This is a genomic window from Dongia sp. (assembly GCF_041909655.1).
Classification (GTDB): domain Bacteria; phylum Pseudomonadota; class Alphaproteobacteria; order Dongiales; family Dongiaceae; genus Dongia.
Window position 1 is genome coordinate 463,649 of record NZ_JAYRDA010000002.1, and the last position, 15,626, is coordinate 479,274.

Genomic DNA, 15,626 nt, shown 5'->3' on the forward strand with positions numbered 1-15,626 from the left:
GAGACCGAGCATGAGCGAATTCTGGCGCCTGTCTGCAATCGAAGCGGTCGCACTTCTCAAGAAAGGCGAGGTGACGCCGCTCGATCTCATCGATGACGCGCTGGCACGGATAGAGCGGGTCGGCCCCAAGGTCAATGCGGTGGTGACGCTCTGCCCCGAGCGCGCCCGCGATCACGCCAGGCGGCTGATGAAACTGCCGGTCGAGAAACGCGGTCTGCTGGCGGGCCTTCCCATCGGCGTCAAGGAACTCAACGACGTCGCGGGTGTCCGCACCACCTATGGCTCGCCGATCTTCGCCGACAATGTGCCCAAAAAATCCGACATCATGGTGGAGCGCCTGGAAGAAAACGGCGCCATCGTTCTCGGCATGACCAATTCGCCGGAATTCGGTGCCGGCGCCAACACCTTCAACGAGGTGCATGGCGAGACCTATAATCCCTGGAACACGAAACTGAATGCCGGCGGTTCGTCAGGCGGCTCGGCCGTGGCGCTGGCCACCGGCCAGGTCTGGATGGCGACGGGTTCGGATCTCGGCGGTTCCCTGCGCACGCCGGCGGCCTTCTGTTCGGTCGTGGGATTGCGGCCCTCGCCGGGACGGGTCGCCGCGGGACCGGGCGAGCTCCGCTTCGATACGCTTGCGGTCAACGGGCCGATGGGGCGCGATGTCGCCGATACCGCGTTGATGCTGGATGCGATGGCGGGCTGGCATATCGCCGACCCGATCTCCTATCCGCCGCCCACGGAATCCTTCCTCGCCACCGCCCAGCGCCGCACACGGCCGTCGCGCATCGCCCTTTGCGTCGATCCCGCCGGGCTGCCGATCGAGCCGGAAGTGCAGGAGCTTTGCCGCGCCGCTGCCAAGATGCTCGCGAAATCGGGCATGAATGTCGAAGAGGCGAGCCCCGATTTCAGCGGTGTCGGCAATGCCTTCCAGACGCTGCGCGCGGTGGATTACGCCGCTTCCATGAAGCCGCTGCTGGCCCAGCACCGCGACAAGTTGAAGGCCGAGGTGATCTGGAATGCCGAAAAAGGCTTGGTCCTGACCGGTGAGGAGATCGGCAAGGCGCTCATCCGCCGCTCGAAGCTCTATGCCGACATGATCGCCTTCTTCGAAACCTATGACCTGCTGCTGCTGCCGGCGGCACCCATCCTGCCCCGCGACATCAAGGAACGCTGGCCGCGCGAGATCAATGGCGAGCAGCTCGACAATTATGTGGAATGGCTGAAACTGGCGGCCCTCATCACCATGACCGCCTGCCCGGTCCTGTCGCTGCCCTGCGGCTTCAGCGCGGATGGGCGGCCGATGGGCCTGCAATTGGTGGGAAAACCCAGGGGCGAAGGACTGCTCCTCGCCCAGGCCATGGCCTGCGAGGAAGTGCTGGGCATCCGGGATATGGTTCCCATCGACCCCCGGCCCTGAGGCCGAACCAGCCAACCCCTTTGGTTTCCGAGCAATTTTCCGTCGCCGGGCGTCCTTGAGGCGCTGGGGCGCGGTCGCTATAGTGCCGGCCGATTTGTGCGGTGCAATGGCATAATGCTGGCCCCAGGGGAGCGGATCAAAATGAGCGTCGCCTACGCGAATGAGTTGCGCGGCAAATATGCCGATGAAATCGAGACGGGCATGTCGGCGGTCTATTCCAAGACCGTGACGGAAACCGACATCGTGCTCTTCGCCGGCCTGTCGGGCGACACCAACCCGGTTCATCTCGACGAGGATTTCGCCAAGCCGACCCTGTTCAAGGGCCGCATCGCCCATGGCATGCTGACCGCGGGCTTCATCTCGGCGGTCCTCGGCACCAAGCTGCCCGGACCGGGCTGCATCTATCTGTCCCAGAGCCTCAAATTCAAGGCGCCCGTGCGCATCGGCGACACGGTGGTCGCGCGGTGCACCGCGACCGCCATCGACAAGGAAAAGGGCCGTGCCACCTTTGCCGCGGGGGCCCGGGGTCGGCGAGCCGGTGGTGCTGGAAGGCGAAGCGATGCTGCTGATCCCCAAACGACCGGCTGCGTGAGATCGACAGCATGCGCCTGATCCGACATCTGGCCGATGTGCCGCCCGAGGGCCGCGGCGCCGTTCTGGCGCTGGGGAATTTCGACGGCGTGCATCTGGGTCACCAGGCGGTGATCCGGCAGGCGGCCGAGATCGCCGAGGCGCATAAGGCACCTTTGGGTGTTCTCACCTTCGAGCCGCATCCGCGGAGCTTCTTTCGCCCGCAGGATCCCGTCTTCCGCCTGACTCCCTTCCGCATCAAGACGCGGCATCTGCAGGCGCTCGGCGTCCAGTTCCTCTACGACCTCGCCTTCGACGCCGAGATGGCGGCGCGGACAGCGGATAATTTCGTCGAGGAGGTCCTGGTGGCGGGGCTCGGCATCGCCCATGTGGTGGTGGGCTACGATTTCTGCTTCGGCAAGGGTCGCGCCGGGAATGCCAGCCTGCTCACGCAATTCGGCGGGCGCCACGGTTTCGGCGTGACCTCGGTCGCCGCCGCCAAAGCCGGTGACGGCCCGGCCTATTCCTCGACCCTGGTGCGCGAGCAATTGAAGGACGGCAAGCCCGCCGCCGCCGCCGCGACCCTGGGCCGCCCCTGGGAGATCGAAGGCCGGGTCGAGCATGGCGATGCGCGCGGTCGTCAATTGGGCTTTCCCACCGCGAACATTGCCCTGGGCGAATTCATGGAACCCAAGCTCGGCGTCTATGCGGTCATGGCGGCCGACGATTCCAGCGAGACGCCCGATTGGATCGCGGGTGTTGCCAATCTCGGCATGCGGCCGACCGTGGGCGGCACGCGCGTGCAATTGGAAGTGCATCTCTTCGATTTTTCGGGCGATCTCTACGGCAAGCATCTGCGCGTCGCCCTCATCGACTTCATCCGGCCCGAGATGAAATTCAACGGGCTCGATGCCTTGAAGGCCCAGATTGCCGCCGACAGCGCCGATGCGCGCCGGCGGCTCAAAGACTATCAGGGACCGCCGCCCGGCCAGAAGCCGCGGCACTGAAACACATTTAGATATCCGGAACGAGATCATGAGCGGCGACAGCCAGAAAGATTACAAGAACACCGTCTTCCTGCCGAAGACCGATTTTCCCATGCGCGGCGATCTGCCGAAGAAGGAACCGGCGATCCTCGATTCCTGGGCGCAGATGGATCTCTACGGCAAGATGCGCAAGGCGGCGGTGGGCAAAGAGAAATTCGTGCTGCATGACGGCCCGCCTTACGCCAATGGCAACATCCATATCGGCCACGCGCTCAACAAGATCCTCAAAGACGTGATCAACCGCTCGCAGCAGATGCTGGGCAAGGACGCGCATTACGTTCCCGGCTGGGACTGCCATGGCCTGCCGATCGAATGGATGATCGAGGAACAATACCGCAAGGCCGGCAAGAACAAGGACGAAGTCGAGATCAACGAATTCCGCCGGCAGTGCCGCGAATTCGCCGAGAAATGGATCGACGTCCAGCGCGAGGAATTCAAGCGCCTGGGCGTCGCTGGCGATTGGGCGCATCCCTATCTCACCATGAGCTACCCCGCGGAGGCGCAGATCGCGCGCGAGATCGGCAAGTTCCTGATGAATGGCGGCCTGTTCCGCGGCTCGAAGCCGGTCATGTGGTCGGTGGTCGAGAAGACGGCGCTCGCGGAAGCCGAGGTCGAGTATCACGATCATGAAAGCAACACGATCTGGGTGAAGTTCCCGATCGAGAAGGGCCCCGGTGATCTCAAAGGCGCCGCCATCGTCATCTGGACGACGACGCCCTGGACCATCCCGGGCAACCGCGCCATCGCCTTCGGCAAGGACATCGAATATGTCGGCCTGGAAGTAAGTGCCACCGGCGAGAATGCGCATGTGAAGACGGGCGACCGCCTGGTCGTTGCCGCGGAATTGCGTGCGGCTTTCGAGGAGAAGGCTGCGATCACCGCGGCCAAGGTGATCTGGTCCGGCAAGGGCAGTGATCTCGCCGGCTCGGTGACACGTCACCCGTTGCACGGCTCGGGCTATGATTTCGAGGTGCGGCCCTATGCCGGCGATTTCGTCTCGACCGAAGCTGGTACCGGCTTCGTCCATATCGCTCCCGGCCATGGCGCGGACGATTACGAGCTAGGCCTCGCCAACGGCATCGAGGTGCCGCAGACGGTAGGCCCGGACGGCGCCTATTACGACCATGTGCCGCTGTTTGCCGGCAAGAAGGTGTTGACGCAATACGGCAAGAAGGGCGATGCCGACGATGCGGTGATCGCGGCGCTCACCGAACGCGGCATGCTGGTGGCCAGCGGCAAGATCAAGCATTCCTATCCGCATTCCTGGCGTTCGAAGGCGCCGGTCATCTTCCGGAACACGCCGCAATGGTTCATCTCCATGGAGAAGAACGATCTCCGGAAGACGGCGCTTTCCGAAATCGAGAAGACCAAATTCGTGCCGGCAGGCGGCAAGACGCGCCTCTTCTCGATGATCGAGAACCGGCCGGATTGGTGCATCAGCCGCCAGCGCGCCTGGGGCGTGCCCATCGCCATCTTCGTCAACAAGAAGACTCAGGAACCCTTGCGGGACCAGAAGGTGATCGACCGCATCGCGGATGCCTTCATGAAGGAAGGTGCGGATGCCTGGTATGCGAGCCATCCCTCGCGCTTCCTCGGCAATGATTACAGCCCGGACGATTTCGAACAGGTGAAGGACGTGGTTGACGTCTGGTTCGATTCCGGTTCGACCCATGCCTTCGTGCTGGAAGCAGCAACCCGCGCCGATCCGAGCTGGGACATGACCAGCCCGGCCGATCTCTATCTCGAAGGCTCGGACCAGCATCGGGGCTGGTTCCATTCCTCGCTGCTGGAAAGTGTGGGGACGCGCGGCCGGGCGCCCTATAAGGGCGTCCTCACCCATGGCTTCGTGCTCGACGAGCAGGGCCGCAAGATGTCGAAATCGCTCGGCAACGTGGTGGCGCCGCAAAAGGTGATGGAACAATACGGCGCCGACATCCTGCGACTCTGGGTGATGGCGTCGGATTATTCCGACGATCTTCGCATCGGCAACGAAATCATCAAATTCATGGCGGATCATTACCGCCGCCTGCGGAACACCTTCCGCTACGTGCTGGGCGCCCTCGACGGCTGGTCCGAGAGCGAACGCCTGCCCGCCAAGGAAATGCCGGAGCTTGACCGCTGGGTGCTGCATCGCCTCGCCGAGCTCGACGCCAAGGTGCGGGCGACGGCCGAGGATTACGATTTCCACAGCCTCTTCACCGAGCTCCATAATTTCTGCGCGGTCGATCTCTCGGCCTTCTATTTCGACATCCGCAAGGACGCGCTCTATTGTGACCGGCCGACGAGCATCCGCCGCCGCGCCACACGCACGGTGCTCTACGAAATCTTCTCCTGCCTCACCGCCTGGCTGGCGCCCATCCTCTGCTTTACCGCGGAAGAGGCCTGGCGCGCACGGCCCTGGAAGGACGGCGAAGAAAGCGTGCATCTGCGCGTGATCCCGGTCATCCCCATGGATTGGAAAGACGAGGTTCTCGCCGCCAAATGGGTCAACATCCGCGACATCCGCCGCGTCGTCACCGGCGCCCTGGAACTCGCCCGCGCCGAGAAAAAGATCGGCGCCAGTTTGCAGGCGCATCCCACGGTCCATCTTTCCGCCGAGCGCCGGCAGCAACTGGCCGGGCTCGATTTGCGCGAGATCGCCATCACGTCCGGCGTCACACTCGCCGATGAGGCGGCGCCAGGTGAGGCCATCACCCTGCCCGACGTCGCCGGTGTGGCGGCCATCGTCAATCTGGCCGACGGCGAGAAATGCGAGCGCTGCTGGCAGGTCCTGCCGGAAGTCGGCGAAGACAAGGCCCATCCCACGCTTTGCCATCGCTGCGCCGGCGCGGTGGAGGCGGCATGATGCGCCCCGCCGCCCCCGCCCTCTTCCGCAAGGCTGTGATCCTGGCCGGCCTCATCATCGTCGCCGACCAGTTCACCAAATGGCTCATCATGGTGGAGGTGATGCAGCCGCCCCGCGTCATTCCGGTCATGCCGTCGCTCAACATCGTGATGGCCTGGAACACCGGGGTGAGCTTCAGCATGCTGAGCGAGTCGGGGCCGATGCTGCTGGCCGGCCTCGCCATTCTGGTGAGCCTCGGCCTCTTCATCTGGCTGATGCGCCTCCCCGATCCGCTCCCTGCCTACGGGATCGGGTTGGTGATCGGCGGGGCCATCGGCAATGTGATCGACCGGTTCCGGTTCGGCGCGGTCTTTGATTTTATTGACTTTTATGTCGGTAATTGGCATTGGCCGGCCTTTAACCTGGCCGATTCAGCGATCACGATCGGCGTATTGCTGTTGCTGTTCGACGGGTTGTTTCAGGGCCGCGATCGGGGTAAAAATAGCCCCCGACCGGAGGCCGAGTAACCATGCGTAGCAAGCTTTTGATCAGCACATTGTGCCTGTTGGCGCTGCCCGCCCTCGCGGGTGGCTGCAGCAACACGACACGCGAGGCGCTGGGTTTGACGAAGCGCTCGCCCGACGAATTCCAGGTCGTCTCGAACGCGCCCCTGTCCATGCCGCCCGATTACAATCTGCGGCCACCGACACCCGGGGCACCGCGCCCGCAGGAAGGCACCGTCCGCGAGCAGGCCGAGCGCGTCGTTTTCGGCTATCCCGATGCCGGCGGCACACCCAGCCGTCTGCCCGAGATCGGCGTCGGCGAAGCATCCAGCGCCCAATCCGCCGGTGAAGCCTCCTTGCTGCAATCGGCCGGTATCGCCGGCGTCGATCCCAATATCCGCCAGGTGGTGGATACGGAGACCGCCTCGGACGAAGCGGATTCGCAGCAGATGCTTGATGCGATCGTGTTCTGGCGGAAGCCCGAACCCTACGGCACCGTGGTCAATCCGACCGAGGAACAAAAGCGCCTGCAGGAAAACGCCGCGCTCGGCGCGCCGCCGACCCAGGGCACCGTGCCCACGATCGAGCGGCGCCAAAAAGGGGTGCTGGAAGGGTTGTTCTAGCCCCTTGTCCCATTTTCCGATGCGCTCGCTTGCCAGAAGCGAAAAATCAGGGCCGGCGGCAGTTTGCGCCGGCCTTGGCGTCTTGGCCCTGCTGTTCTGCGGTCCCGCCCCCGCCAAAGCGGATCTCTTCGACGCAGAGAGCTTCACCCTCGAGAACGGGCTCGAGGTCGTCGTCCTCCCGAAACATCTGGCACCGGTGGTCTATCAGATGGTGGTCTACAAGGTGGGTGCCGCCGATGGCGAGCCGGGCAAGAACGGCATCGCCCATTTCCTTGAACATCTGATGTTCAAGGCGACCGACAAGCTCAAGGCCGGGGAATTCTCTCAGATCGTCGACAGGTTCGGCGGCAGCGACAACGCCTTCACCAGCCAGGACATCACCGCCTATCACCAGGAGATCGCCACAACACATCTGGGCGAGGTCATGGCGATGGAGGCGGACCGCATGACCCATCTGCGCCTGACCGAGGATGTGGTACTGCCGGAGCGCGACGTGATCCTGAACGAGCGCAGCCAGAATATCGATAACAATCCCGGTAGCCGCCTCGCCGAGGCGGTGAATGCCGCCCTCTTCCGCAACCATCCCTACGGCAAGCCGGTGATCGGCTGGCGCCACGAGATGGAGACCTATTCCACCGCGGACGCGCAGAACTTCTATGCCCGCTGGTATGCGCCCAACAACGCGATCCTCGTGGTGGCGGGCGACGTGACGGCGGCGAACGTGCGGGAACTCGCGGAGAAGAATTTCGGTCCGATCCCGCGCAAAGCCGTGCCACCGCAGCAGCGCCTCAGCGAACCGCCGCCCGTGGCCGCGCGCAGGTTGTCTCTGTCCAGCCCGGAGACGCGCTATCCTTCCATCTCGCGCAGCTACATAGCCCCCAGCTATCGCAGCGCCGCTCTTGCGCCGGCGGCCAAGGACGCCGCCTATGCCCTGACGGTGCTGGGCGAGATCCTGGATGGCGGCATGGTCGGGCGGCTGCATCGCCGGCTGGTGGTCGAGCAAGGGATCGCCATCTCGGCCGGTGCCGGTTATAGCGGCGATGCCCGCGATTACGGCCGCTTCTTCTTCTATGTCGCGCCGCGCGATGCCAATGCGCTGGTCGCAGTCGAGAAAGCGCTCGATACCGAAATCGGGACACTGTTGAAGGACGGCATCACCGCGGCGGAACTCGACGCGGCGAAGCAGCGGCTGCAGATCGCCTCCGTGAAGGCGCGCGACAGTTTGAGCGGTCCGGCGCAATTGGTCGCCAATGCGCTGGGCACGGGCGTGACGCTCGACGAATTGCAGGCCTGGCCGGAGCGGATCGAGGCTGTAACGGTGGCACAGGTGATGGCGGCGGCGCGCGAGGTTCTCACCCCCGCCAATAGTGTCACTGCGATCCTGACGCCGGAAGATGCCGCTCCGGAAGGTTCGGCGCCATGATGCGCCTTGCCACTTTCCTGCTTGCTGCGCTGGTCTTTGCGGCGGCGCCGGCACGGGCCGCCGAGATCCAGCGCGTGGTGAGCCCCGGCGGAATCGAAGCCTGGCTGATCGAGGATGACGCGGTGCCGATCTTCTCGCTCGCCTTCGGGTTCCGCGGCGGGTCGGCCCTTGATCCCAAGGGCAAAGAGGGGCTGGCACAATTGGCGTCGGGCCTATTCGACGAGGGAGCAGGCGAACTCGATTCCGCCGCGTTCCAGCAGCGCCTGGCAGAACTGGGCATGGATTTCAGCTTCAATGCTGCTAGCGACGATTTCAGTGGGCGATTGCGCGTTCTGACCGAACATGCCGAACCGGCCATCGATTTGCTCGCCCTCGCTTTGACCCAGCCGCGCTTCGACGCGGAACCTGTGGAGCGCATCCGCCGGCAATTGCTGATCGCGATCGAAAGCGAGAACCGTTCACCCGATGCTGTCGCCAGCCGCGTTCTCAACAAGCAGGTGTTGGGCGACGATCCCTATGCGCGCCCCGATTACGGCACACAAGCCTCGATGTCGGCGCTGGGTGCCGAGGATCTCAAGGGTTTCGTGCGCGACCGCCTCACCCGCGATCGGCTCTTCGTTGCCGCGGCCGGCGACATCGATCCCAAGACGCTGGGCCTGCTGCTGGATCGCGCTTTCGGCGCCCTGCCGAAGACCGGGCCGAGCATCGCCTTGGCCGAGGTCACGCCCAACGAAACCGGCAGCGTGCTGGTGGTCGAGCGCGACATCCCCCAGGCCAGCATCATTTTCGCGCAGCCGGGATTGAAGCGTGACGATCCCGATTTCTTCGCCGCCTATCTGATGAACTACACACTCGGCGGCGGCGGTTTCTCCTCGCGGCTGATGACCGAACTCCGCGAGAAGCGCGGCCTCACCTACGGCGTCAGCACGGACCTCGTCACGCTTGACCGCGTCGGCCTCATCACCGGTCATTTCGAGACCGGCAACGACAAGGTGGCCGAGACGCTGAAGATCTTGCGCGCAGAATGGCAGCGCATGGCCAGGGAAGGCCCGACCGAAGCCGAATTGGCATCGGCCAAGGATTATCTGCTGGGCTATTACCCCCGCAACCTGACCACCACCTCGCGCACCGCCGATACACTGCTCGGCATCCAGATGGCCGATCTCGGCATCGATTACATGGAACGGCGCCAGGCGGAAATCGCCGCGGTGACGCTCGAGGATGTGCGCCGCGTCGCCGGCCGGTTGCTCGATGACAGCGCGCTCAGCATCGTCATCGCCGGTCAGCCGGTGGGCGTCGAAGGCTCCGTTCCCGCCACCTTGCCATGAGATCTGCTGAAACTGCTGCCGCGCCGGGCATCAATCGCCTGACGGTCGCGATCCTTACCGCCCTCGTGGCTCTCGGCCCACTCTCGACCGATTTCTATCTGCCGGCCTTGCCGGAACTCGCCCGTTCCTTCGGCGTCGACGAAGCGCATGCGCAAGCGACCCTGTCAGCCTTCCTGATCGGTTTTGCCGCCGCCATCCTGGTCTATGGACCACTTTCCGACCGCTTCGGCCGTCGCCCGGTTCTAGGCTGCGGCATCGTCATCTTCACGCTGGCGAGTTTCGGCTGCATGCTGGCGGACAGCATCGGCATGCTGGTCGGCTTCCGCTTTCTCCAGGCGCTGGGCGCCTGCGCTGGGCCGGTCCTGTCGCGCGCCATGGTGCGCGATCTGGTGGGTCCGCAAGGGGCGACGCGGGTACTTTCCTATTTGAGTGCGGCGGTGGCGCTGGCGCCCGCCATAGCCCCGATCCTGGGCGGTTTCCTGGCCGAGGCCTGGGGCTGGCGCGCCTGCTTCGCCTTTCTCACCCTCTATGGCCTGCTGGGATTGGGCGCCGTTCTCTTCCTGCTGCCCGAGACCAATACCGAGCGCGATTGCCGCGCCGCCAATCCCCTGGCCTGGTTCCGCATCTATCGCGAACTGGTCGGCCACCGCGTCTATTTCGGTTATGTGCTGGCGGCGACCTTCGGCTATAGCGGCATCTTCTGCTTCATCTCCGGATCGAGCTTCGTCTTCATCAACGTGCTCCAGGTGCCGCCGCGCTATTACGGCTTCTGCTTCTCGGTCTTCGTCATCGGCTACATCATCGGCGCGGTGAGCGGCGGTCGCCTCGCGCGCCGTCTGGGGCCGGAACGCCTGGTGGGCTGGGGCTCCGGGATCGCGCTGGTGAGTGCGGCGCTGCTCGTGGCGGTCAATCTCCTGGGCGAAGTTTCGGTGGTCTCGGTGCTGGGTCCGCTGCTCCCTTACATGATCGGCATCGGCATGACCATGCCGGCGGCACAGGCGGGTGCCATCGGCCCGTTCCCGCGATCGGCCGGCGCCGCTTCGGCCCTGCTCGGCTTCGTGCAGATGGCGGTAGCGGCCGCCGTCGGCGGCGTGCTGGGATTGATCGGTTCGCCCTCAGCCGTGCCGATGACGCTGATGATCGCCTTGATGAGTGTGGCGCAGATGGCGGTCTATTGGCGGGTGATCCGCAGCCGCACAGCCACGGCTTAATCCCGGCCGGGTCGCTCTTCGTTGAGACGCGGCTTCGCCGCCGGCTGCTGCGTGCCGCCGCTGCCTCCGGAACTTTCCGAACCGCCGCCCAGAATGCTGTCCAGCAGCGCGCCGATCCCCGAGGGCGCTTCCTCCGGCACCGCCGCCGGCGCCGGGCTGAGTTCGGTCGGGGCCTGGGTGACGGGTGCCGCGAGATAGCCGCCGGCCGGGCGCACCACATCGCGTGCCGGCGTGCCGGCCAGCGCATCGGCCATGAAATCGTGCCAGATCTCGACCGGGAGCGAACCGCCGGTGACCTGGTCCATGGCGCTGTTATCGTCATTGCCGACCCAGATGCCGGTGACGAGATCGGCGGTGAAGCCGATGAACCAGGCATCGCGGAAATTCTGGCTGGTGCCGGTCTTCCCGTAGGTGGGGCGGTCGAGAGCGGCCTTCTTGCCGGTGCCCCAACCGGTGACGGCAGCCATCACATCCAGCATTTGATTGACGGCCATCCCGCCGGCGACACGGCCGGGGCCGGAGCCGCTGCGCTCATAGAGCACATTGCCCGAGCGCGTGGTGATGCGGTTGATGGTATAGGGCCAGACACCGCGCCCCTGATGGGCAAAGACGGCATAGGCGGTGGTCATGTCGAGGAGCGACGCCTCGCTGGTGCCCAATGCGATCGAGGCATCGCCGCTGATCGGCGAGGTGATGCCGAGGCGCTGCGCGGTCGCGATGACGTTCTTGCGCCCGGTCTGTTCGGAGAGCCGGACCGCCACCGAATTCAGCGAGCGGGCAAAGGCCTCCCTGAGATCGACGTCGCCGTAATATTTGTCGTTGTAATTGCCGGGCTGCCATTTGCCGATCTTGATCGGCGCATCCATCATGCGCGAGCTGGGCCCGAAGCGGCCGCTCTCGAAGGCCGCCGCGAAGATGAAGGCCTTGAAGGCGGAACCGGGTTGCCGTTGCGCCTGTGTCGCCCGGTTGAATTGGCTGTCGCGATAGGAGACGCCGCCCACCATGGCTTCGACGGCGCCTTCCGGCGTCATGGCAACCAGTGCCGCCTGGCTCGCCTTCTGCGCCGGGCCCTTCTCGGCGATGATGGCCGTGAGATGCTGCTCGGCCATGCGCTGGCGCGCGGGGTTGAGCGTGGTTTCGACGATCAGATCCTCCTCGGCAAAGCCGACAAAGGACGAGACCTGATCGAGCACCCAATCGGCATAGAACTGGCCGATCTGGCCATGGGCTTCCTTGCTGACCGAGGGCGCCGTCATGGTGGCGGCCGCCTCGGCGAGATCGGCATCGATCATTTCCGCGGACACCATGCTTTGCAGCACCAGACGCGCGCGGTCACGGGAGAGCGCCTTGTCGTTCAAGGGATTGTAGCGCGAGGGCGCCTTCAGCATGCCGGCCAGCATGGCGGCCTCGAAGAGCGAAACCTCGCTCGCCGGCCGGCCGAAATATTTCCGCGCGGCGGCATCGACACCATAGGTGCCGGCACCGAAATAGACCCGGTTCAAATAGAGCTCGAGGATCTGGTCCTTGGTGAAGTTCTGTTCGAGCCACAGGGCCAGCAGCACCTCCTGGCCCTTGCGGTGGAGCGAGCGTTCCGGCGTCAGGAAGATGTTCTTGGCAAGCTGCTGGGTAATGCCGCTGCCGCCCTGTACCCAGCGGCCTTCGCGCAAATTGACATAGACCGCGCGGGCGAGGCCTTTGAGATCGATGCCGAAATGATCGTAGAAGCGGCGGTCCTCGGTGGCGATGACCGCCGCGGGGAGATAGGGCGGCAGATCGCGCAAGGCCACTGCGCTGCCATAGAGATCGCCATAGGAAGCGATGAGGCTGCCATCGCTGGCCAGGAGGCTCACCGAGGCGCGGCGCTTGATCTCGTTGAGTTTCGAGACGTCGGGCAGGTCGTAGGCGCACCAGGCGACGAAGACGAGGCCGACAAAGCCGCCCCAGATCGACGCCACCAGGCCCCATTTCAGGGTGAAGATCGCCAGGCGGCGGCGCCAGGAACGGGCCGGCTTGGTCGGTCGGTGCGATTCGGTCGAAGTCATGGCCGCCTTTTAGCAGATCGCGCCGCCGCTTCCACCCCGTGCGGTGTGGGCAGCGGCGCGCTCAGCCGTCATATGGCCATGAATTGCGGCAGGTTTAGGACAATCGGGCGATCAAATTCCGGCGAGCAAGGTGGCTCGACGGCAGGCCGCGATCAACGCCCCGCGGCCCGGCGGCTGGCAAGACCCTGCAGCCCGTCGCCGTGGCGGCTGGCCATCGACATCAGCGCTTCGGTGATGCGCTGCTCGAAGGCCTGTTCGGGATTGGTATCGCCGATCACGTCGTCGAGGACCGGGCGCACATTGGTGCGCCAGCCTTCCGGGGCGAAGCCGAAGCGGCGCACCCGCTCGTGACGACCGAGGACCGTCAATTGCAGGAACAATTCGCGGAAGGCGGGATCAAGCTGGCAGCGCTCGTAGAGTTGCTGCGGGCCGCGCGCACCCTCGTCGCCGAGAAGGGCGCGGACATTGCTGATCTGAATGCCCGCCTGCAGGCTCAAGGCCGGGAGGACAAAGGCGAAATTACCGAGGCAGAAGGCCCGCAGCACCAGAGTCGAACTCAGGAGACCGTTCTGATGCAAAGCCTCGATGAGCGCGCGCATTTCCTCGGCGCGCTGGCCCGGGGCGAAGGAGGTGAGCAGGATATTCTCGCGGCCATGCTCGATGATGGCCGAGACCCGCGCCGGTTCCAGATTGTACTTGTCGATCATCCGCTCGAGGAGGCGCCCGGTGACGATGGTCGTCATCCGTTCGGCGACCGCCATGGGGAGCGCGCGGCGCTGCGCCACGGCATCGGTGATGGTGGCCTGTTCGCCGAACCGGTCGAGGATCCGGTGATAGGCCGCCGTCGGAATGGCGGCATTCTCGTTGGCGGCGACGCGCAACACGACGGTTTCGTCATCGGTGCGGATGAGGGCCGTCGACACCTCGGCCGACAATTCCCGGCGCGTGGCGATCACACGGGCATGTTCGATCGAGCGCGATTCGATAACCCCGACCAGATCCGCGTCGGCCAAAGCGAGGCTTTCGGCCAGAATCGGACGGGCCACTTCCAGCACATCCTCGGCCAGACGCCGGGCGATGCCGCGGTCGAGATGCGGGGTGTCCTTGAGCGTGTCGGCCAGGCGCCGGCGGAAATCCAGCTCGGCATCCGGCAGCACGGCATTGATGATGGCATGAGCGATCTCGCGCTCATCGGACGTCAGGGTCTCGTCGCGATAGACACCGGCAATGGATAGCATGGTCGCGCCCCTTTTGGCGGGGCTGGGATCCGCTGCCAAACGGGTCACATCGGCTTGGGTCAACCTTGCCACGTATTTCGTCCCTCTCAATTACCAGTGACGCTCTTGCAAACCACCGGATCGATTCACACCCGATCAATTCACCGGGGATCGATTCACCGGGGATCGATTCACCGGAGGCCTTCTTTCGCCGCCGCCCTTAAGCAATCCGTCCATTGGATGCCTTTTCGGCGAGCAGCGCAGCATCCTAAATCATCCTAAAATCGTCTTCGGACGACGCGCGAATCAATCTGTGGAAACAATAGTTTTTGCATAGCGGAAAGGTCCAGCATTGATCCTTACCCAAACCGCGATATCACCGAAAAATCACGATAATTCAGCAATATTGTGTGAGGTTCACAGCTCTGAAACGGCGCGCCGGTTTAGTTAATTTTGCGTAAAAATTGCTGCGAATAAGCCGGTTTCCAAAAAGGCAAAAATTGCCTAACTGCGTCATCCTTGCGTATGTGTCCGCGGGAAAATTTAACCGAGCGGCAGGCAAATTCTGCCGCGCCGACCAGCTTGGTCTCCCGGCTTGCCAAGGCAGCCTGTTTGGCTAATATGCGCCGCGCCGCTTCAAGCGGCCCTACGCCCGGTGCCTCTGTGGCGAAATTGGTAGACGCGCCTGACTCAAAATCAGGTTCCCAAAAGGAGTGCTGGTTCGAGTCCGGCCAGGGGCACCAACTGACTTTTCTGATATGCGAACCGGCCAATAGGGTCGCGCTCGCCATTTGGAAAGGCACCCAACTTTCCCAGTTCATGGCATGATTTCCCTCGAAGGGGAGCTTCATATGGCGGCTGCAAATATAAGCTATTGTCTTCCTCTCGCCCTGTGACCTCCCCTGCGGGATATTCGATGCCTGATATGCGCCTGATTGTCGTCGCGGCGACTCTTCTTGCAGCGTGTGCTCAAACACCGCAACCGCCGAAATCCTGTGGCCTCACCTCGGCCGACCAGTGGTTCGCAATGACGAACGCCGATCTGACGGGTAACCACGACTTCCAGGTATTCATGGCAGAGGTAGAAGATGGGCAGCTAAAGCCAGCCGCATCGACCATGGGTTTCGTTGCCGCCGTAGCCAATCTCGCAATGGCCGAAACGGCCTTGGCAGACGGCGAACCGGGACGCGCATGCCTGCTTCTGAAACAGGTACGAGCCGATCCTCGCCTCCCGATTCAGTTTCGCCCTATCCAGTAACTCGGACAGGCTAAGCTCAAGCCGACGAATGCTAAAGATATGCGGACCGGCATGTCCAACTTTCGACAGAAATCGAGCAAAACTGGACAGAGATCGTTCCAGCCCGGCCAGGGGCAACATATTTCCCGATCGATGAACTTGTCGCGGCCGGCGGACAACCG

The 15,626-nt window shown here is 64.0% G+C and carries 11 protein-coding genes, 1 tRNA gene and 1 pseudogene; 11 read left to right on the forward strand and 2 right to left on the reverse strand.

Going from position 1 to position 15,626, the window contains the following annotated elements:
* Positions 1-10 precede the first annotated feature (10 nt).
* From ACE3PR_RS05275 to ACE3PR_RS05315, 9 genes and pseudogenes are all read left to right on the forward strand, one after another.
* Positions 11-1,420 (forward strand): amidase, encoded by a 1,410-nt coding sequence (locus ACE3PR_RS05275; protein ID WP_374368952.1) that lies wholly within the window; start codon positions 11-13, stop codon positions 1,418-1,420.
* 141 nt (positions 1,421-1,561) lie between these two features.
* Positions 1,562-2,012: pseudogene (locus tag ACE3PR_RS05280) on the forward strand (MaoC family dehydratase).
* A gap of 10 nt (positions 2,013-2,022) precedes the next feature.
* A complete protein-coding gene (locus ACE3PR_RS05285; RefSeq protein ID WP_374368954.1) occupies positions 2,023-2,997 on the forward strand; it encodes a bifunctional riboflavin kinase/FAD synthetase in 975 nt (324 codons plus the stop codon).
* Positions 2,998-3,025: 28 nt separating this feature from the next.
* Positions 3,026-5,881: an isoleucine--tRNA ligase gene (gene ileS / locus ACE3PR_RS05290; protein WP_374368955.1), complete on the forward strand. Its 2,856-nt coding sequence runs from the start codon at positions 3,026-3,028 to the stop codon at positions 5,879-5,881.
* Positions 5,878-6,387 (forward strand): signal peptidase II, encoded by a 510-nt coding sequence (gene lspA / locus ACE3PR_RS05295; protein ID WP_374368957.1) that lies wholly within the window; start codon positions 5,878-5,880, stop codon positions 6,385-6,387. Before ileS ends, lspA begins: the two co-directional genes overlap by 4 nt.
* Before the next feature lie 2 nt (positions 6,388-6,389).
* Positions 6,390-6,986: a DUF3035 domain-containing protein gene (locus ACE3PR_RS05300; RefSeq protein ID WP_374368959.1), complete on the forward strand. Its 597-nt coding sequence runs from the start codon at positions 6,390-6,392 to the stop codon at positions 6,984-6,986.
* Between the two features lie 4 nt (positions 6,987-6,990).
* Positions 6,991-8,409, forward strand: a complete 1,419-nt coding sequence (locus ACE3PR_RS05305) for a M16 family metallopeptidase (RefSeq protein WP_374368961.1) — start codon at positions 6,991-6,993, stop codon at positions 8,407-8,409.
* On the forward strand, positions 8,406-9,737 hold the full coding sequence (locus ACE3PR_RS05310; RefSeq protein ID WP_374368963.1) for a M16 family metallopeptidase: 1,332 nt from the start codon (positions 8,406-8,408) through the stop codon (positions 9,735-9,737). Before ACE3PR_RS05305 ends, ACE3PR_RS05310 begins: the two co-directional genes overlap by 4 nt.
* Positions 9,734-10,948 carry a multidrug effflux MFS transporter gene (locus tag ACE3PR_RS05315; protein WP_374368965.1) on the forward strand — a complete coding sequence of 405 codons (1,215 nt, stop codon included), beginning with the start codon at positions 9,734-9,736 and terminating at the stop codon, positions 10,946-10,948. Before ACE3PR_RS05310 ends, ACE3PR_RS05315 begins: the two co-directional genes overlap by 4 nt.
* Here the strand turns inward: ACE3PR_RS05315 and ACE3PR_RS05320 are convergent.
* Both ACE3PR_RS05320 and ACE3PR_RS05325 read right to left on the reverse strand, forming a co-directional pair.
* Positions 10,945-12,990: a transglycosylase domain-containing protein gene (locus ACE3PR_RS05320; protein ID WP_374368967.1), complete on the reverse strand. Its 2,046-nt coding sequence runs from the start codon at positions 12,988-12,990 to the stop codon at positions 10,945-10,947. The two genes, ACE3PR_RS05315 and ACE3PR_RS05320, sit on opposite strands and share 4 nt — an antisense overlap.
* Before the next feature lie 152 nt (positions 12,991-13,142).
* Positions 13,143-14,228: a DUF2336 domain-containing protein gene (locus ACE3PR_RS05325; RefSeq protein WP_374368969.1), complete on the reverse strand. Its 1,086-nt coding sequence runs from the start codon at positions 14,226-14,228 to the stop codon at positions 13,143-13,145.
* A gap of 636 nt (positions 14,229-14,864) precedes the next feature.
* On the opposite strand from ACE3PR_RS05325, the gene ACE3PR_RS05330 reads away from it, so the two are divergent.
* Both ACE3PR_RS05330 and ACE3PR_RS05335 read left to right on the forward strand, forming a co-directional pair.
* Positions 14,865-14,950, forward strand: a tRNA-Leu gene (locus ACE3PR_RS05330).
* A gap of 173 nt (positions 14,951-15,123) precedes the next feature.
* Complete coding sequence (locus tag ACE3PR_RS05335) at positions 15,124-15,465, forward strand: hypothetical protein (RefSeq protein ID WP_374368971.1); 342 nt, start codon at positions 15,124-15,126, stop codon at positions 15,463-15,465.
* Positions 15,466-15,626 lie beyond the last annotated feature (161 nt).

Coding starts and splice junctions, on each gene's coding strand:
- ACE3PR_RS05335 (WP_374368971.1), top strand. CDS start 15,124: ATGCCTGATATGCGCCTGATTGTCGTCGCGGCGACTCTTCTTGCAGCG.
- ileS (WP_374368955.1), top strand. CDS start 3,026: ATGAGCGGCGACAGCCAGAAAGATTACAAGAACACCGTCTTCCTGCCG.
- ACE3PR_RS05325 (WP_374368969.1), bottom strand. CDS start 14,228: ATGCTATCCATTGCCGGTGTCTATCGCGACGAGACCCTGACGTCCGAT.
- ACE3PR_RS05275 (WP_374368952.1), top strand. CDS start 11: ATGAGCGAATTCTGGCGCCTGTCTGCAATCGAAGCGGTCGCACTTCTC.
- ACE3PR_RS05320 (WP_374368967.1), bottom strand. CDS start 12,990: ATGACTTCGACCGAATCGCACCGACCGACCAAGCCGGCCCGTTCCTGG.
- ACE3PR_RS05310 (WP_374368963.1), top strand. CDS start 8,406: ATGATGCGCCTTGCCACTTTCCTGCTTGCTGCGCTGGTCTTTGCGGCG.
- ACE3PR_RS05315 (WP_374368965.1), top strand. CDS start 9,734: ATGAGATCTGCTGAAACTGCTGCCGCGCCGGGCATCAATCGCCTGACG.
- ACE3PR_RS05300 (WP_374368959.1), top strand. CDS start 6,390: ATGCGTAGCAAGCTTTTGATCAGCACATTGTGCCTGTTGGCGCTGCCC.
- lspA (WP_374368957.1), top strand. CDS start 5,878: ATGATGCGCCCCGCCGCCCCCGCCCTCTTCCGCAAGGCTGTGATCCTG.
- ACE3PR_RS05285 (WP_374368954.1), top strand. CDS start 2,023: ATGCGCCTGATCCGACATCTGGCCGATGTGCCGCCCGAGGGCCGCGGC.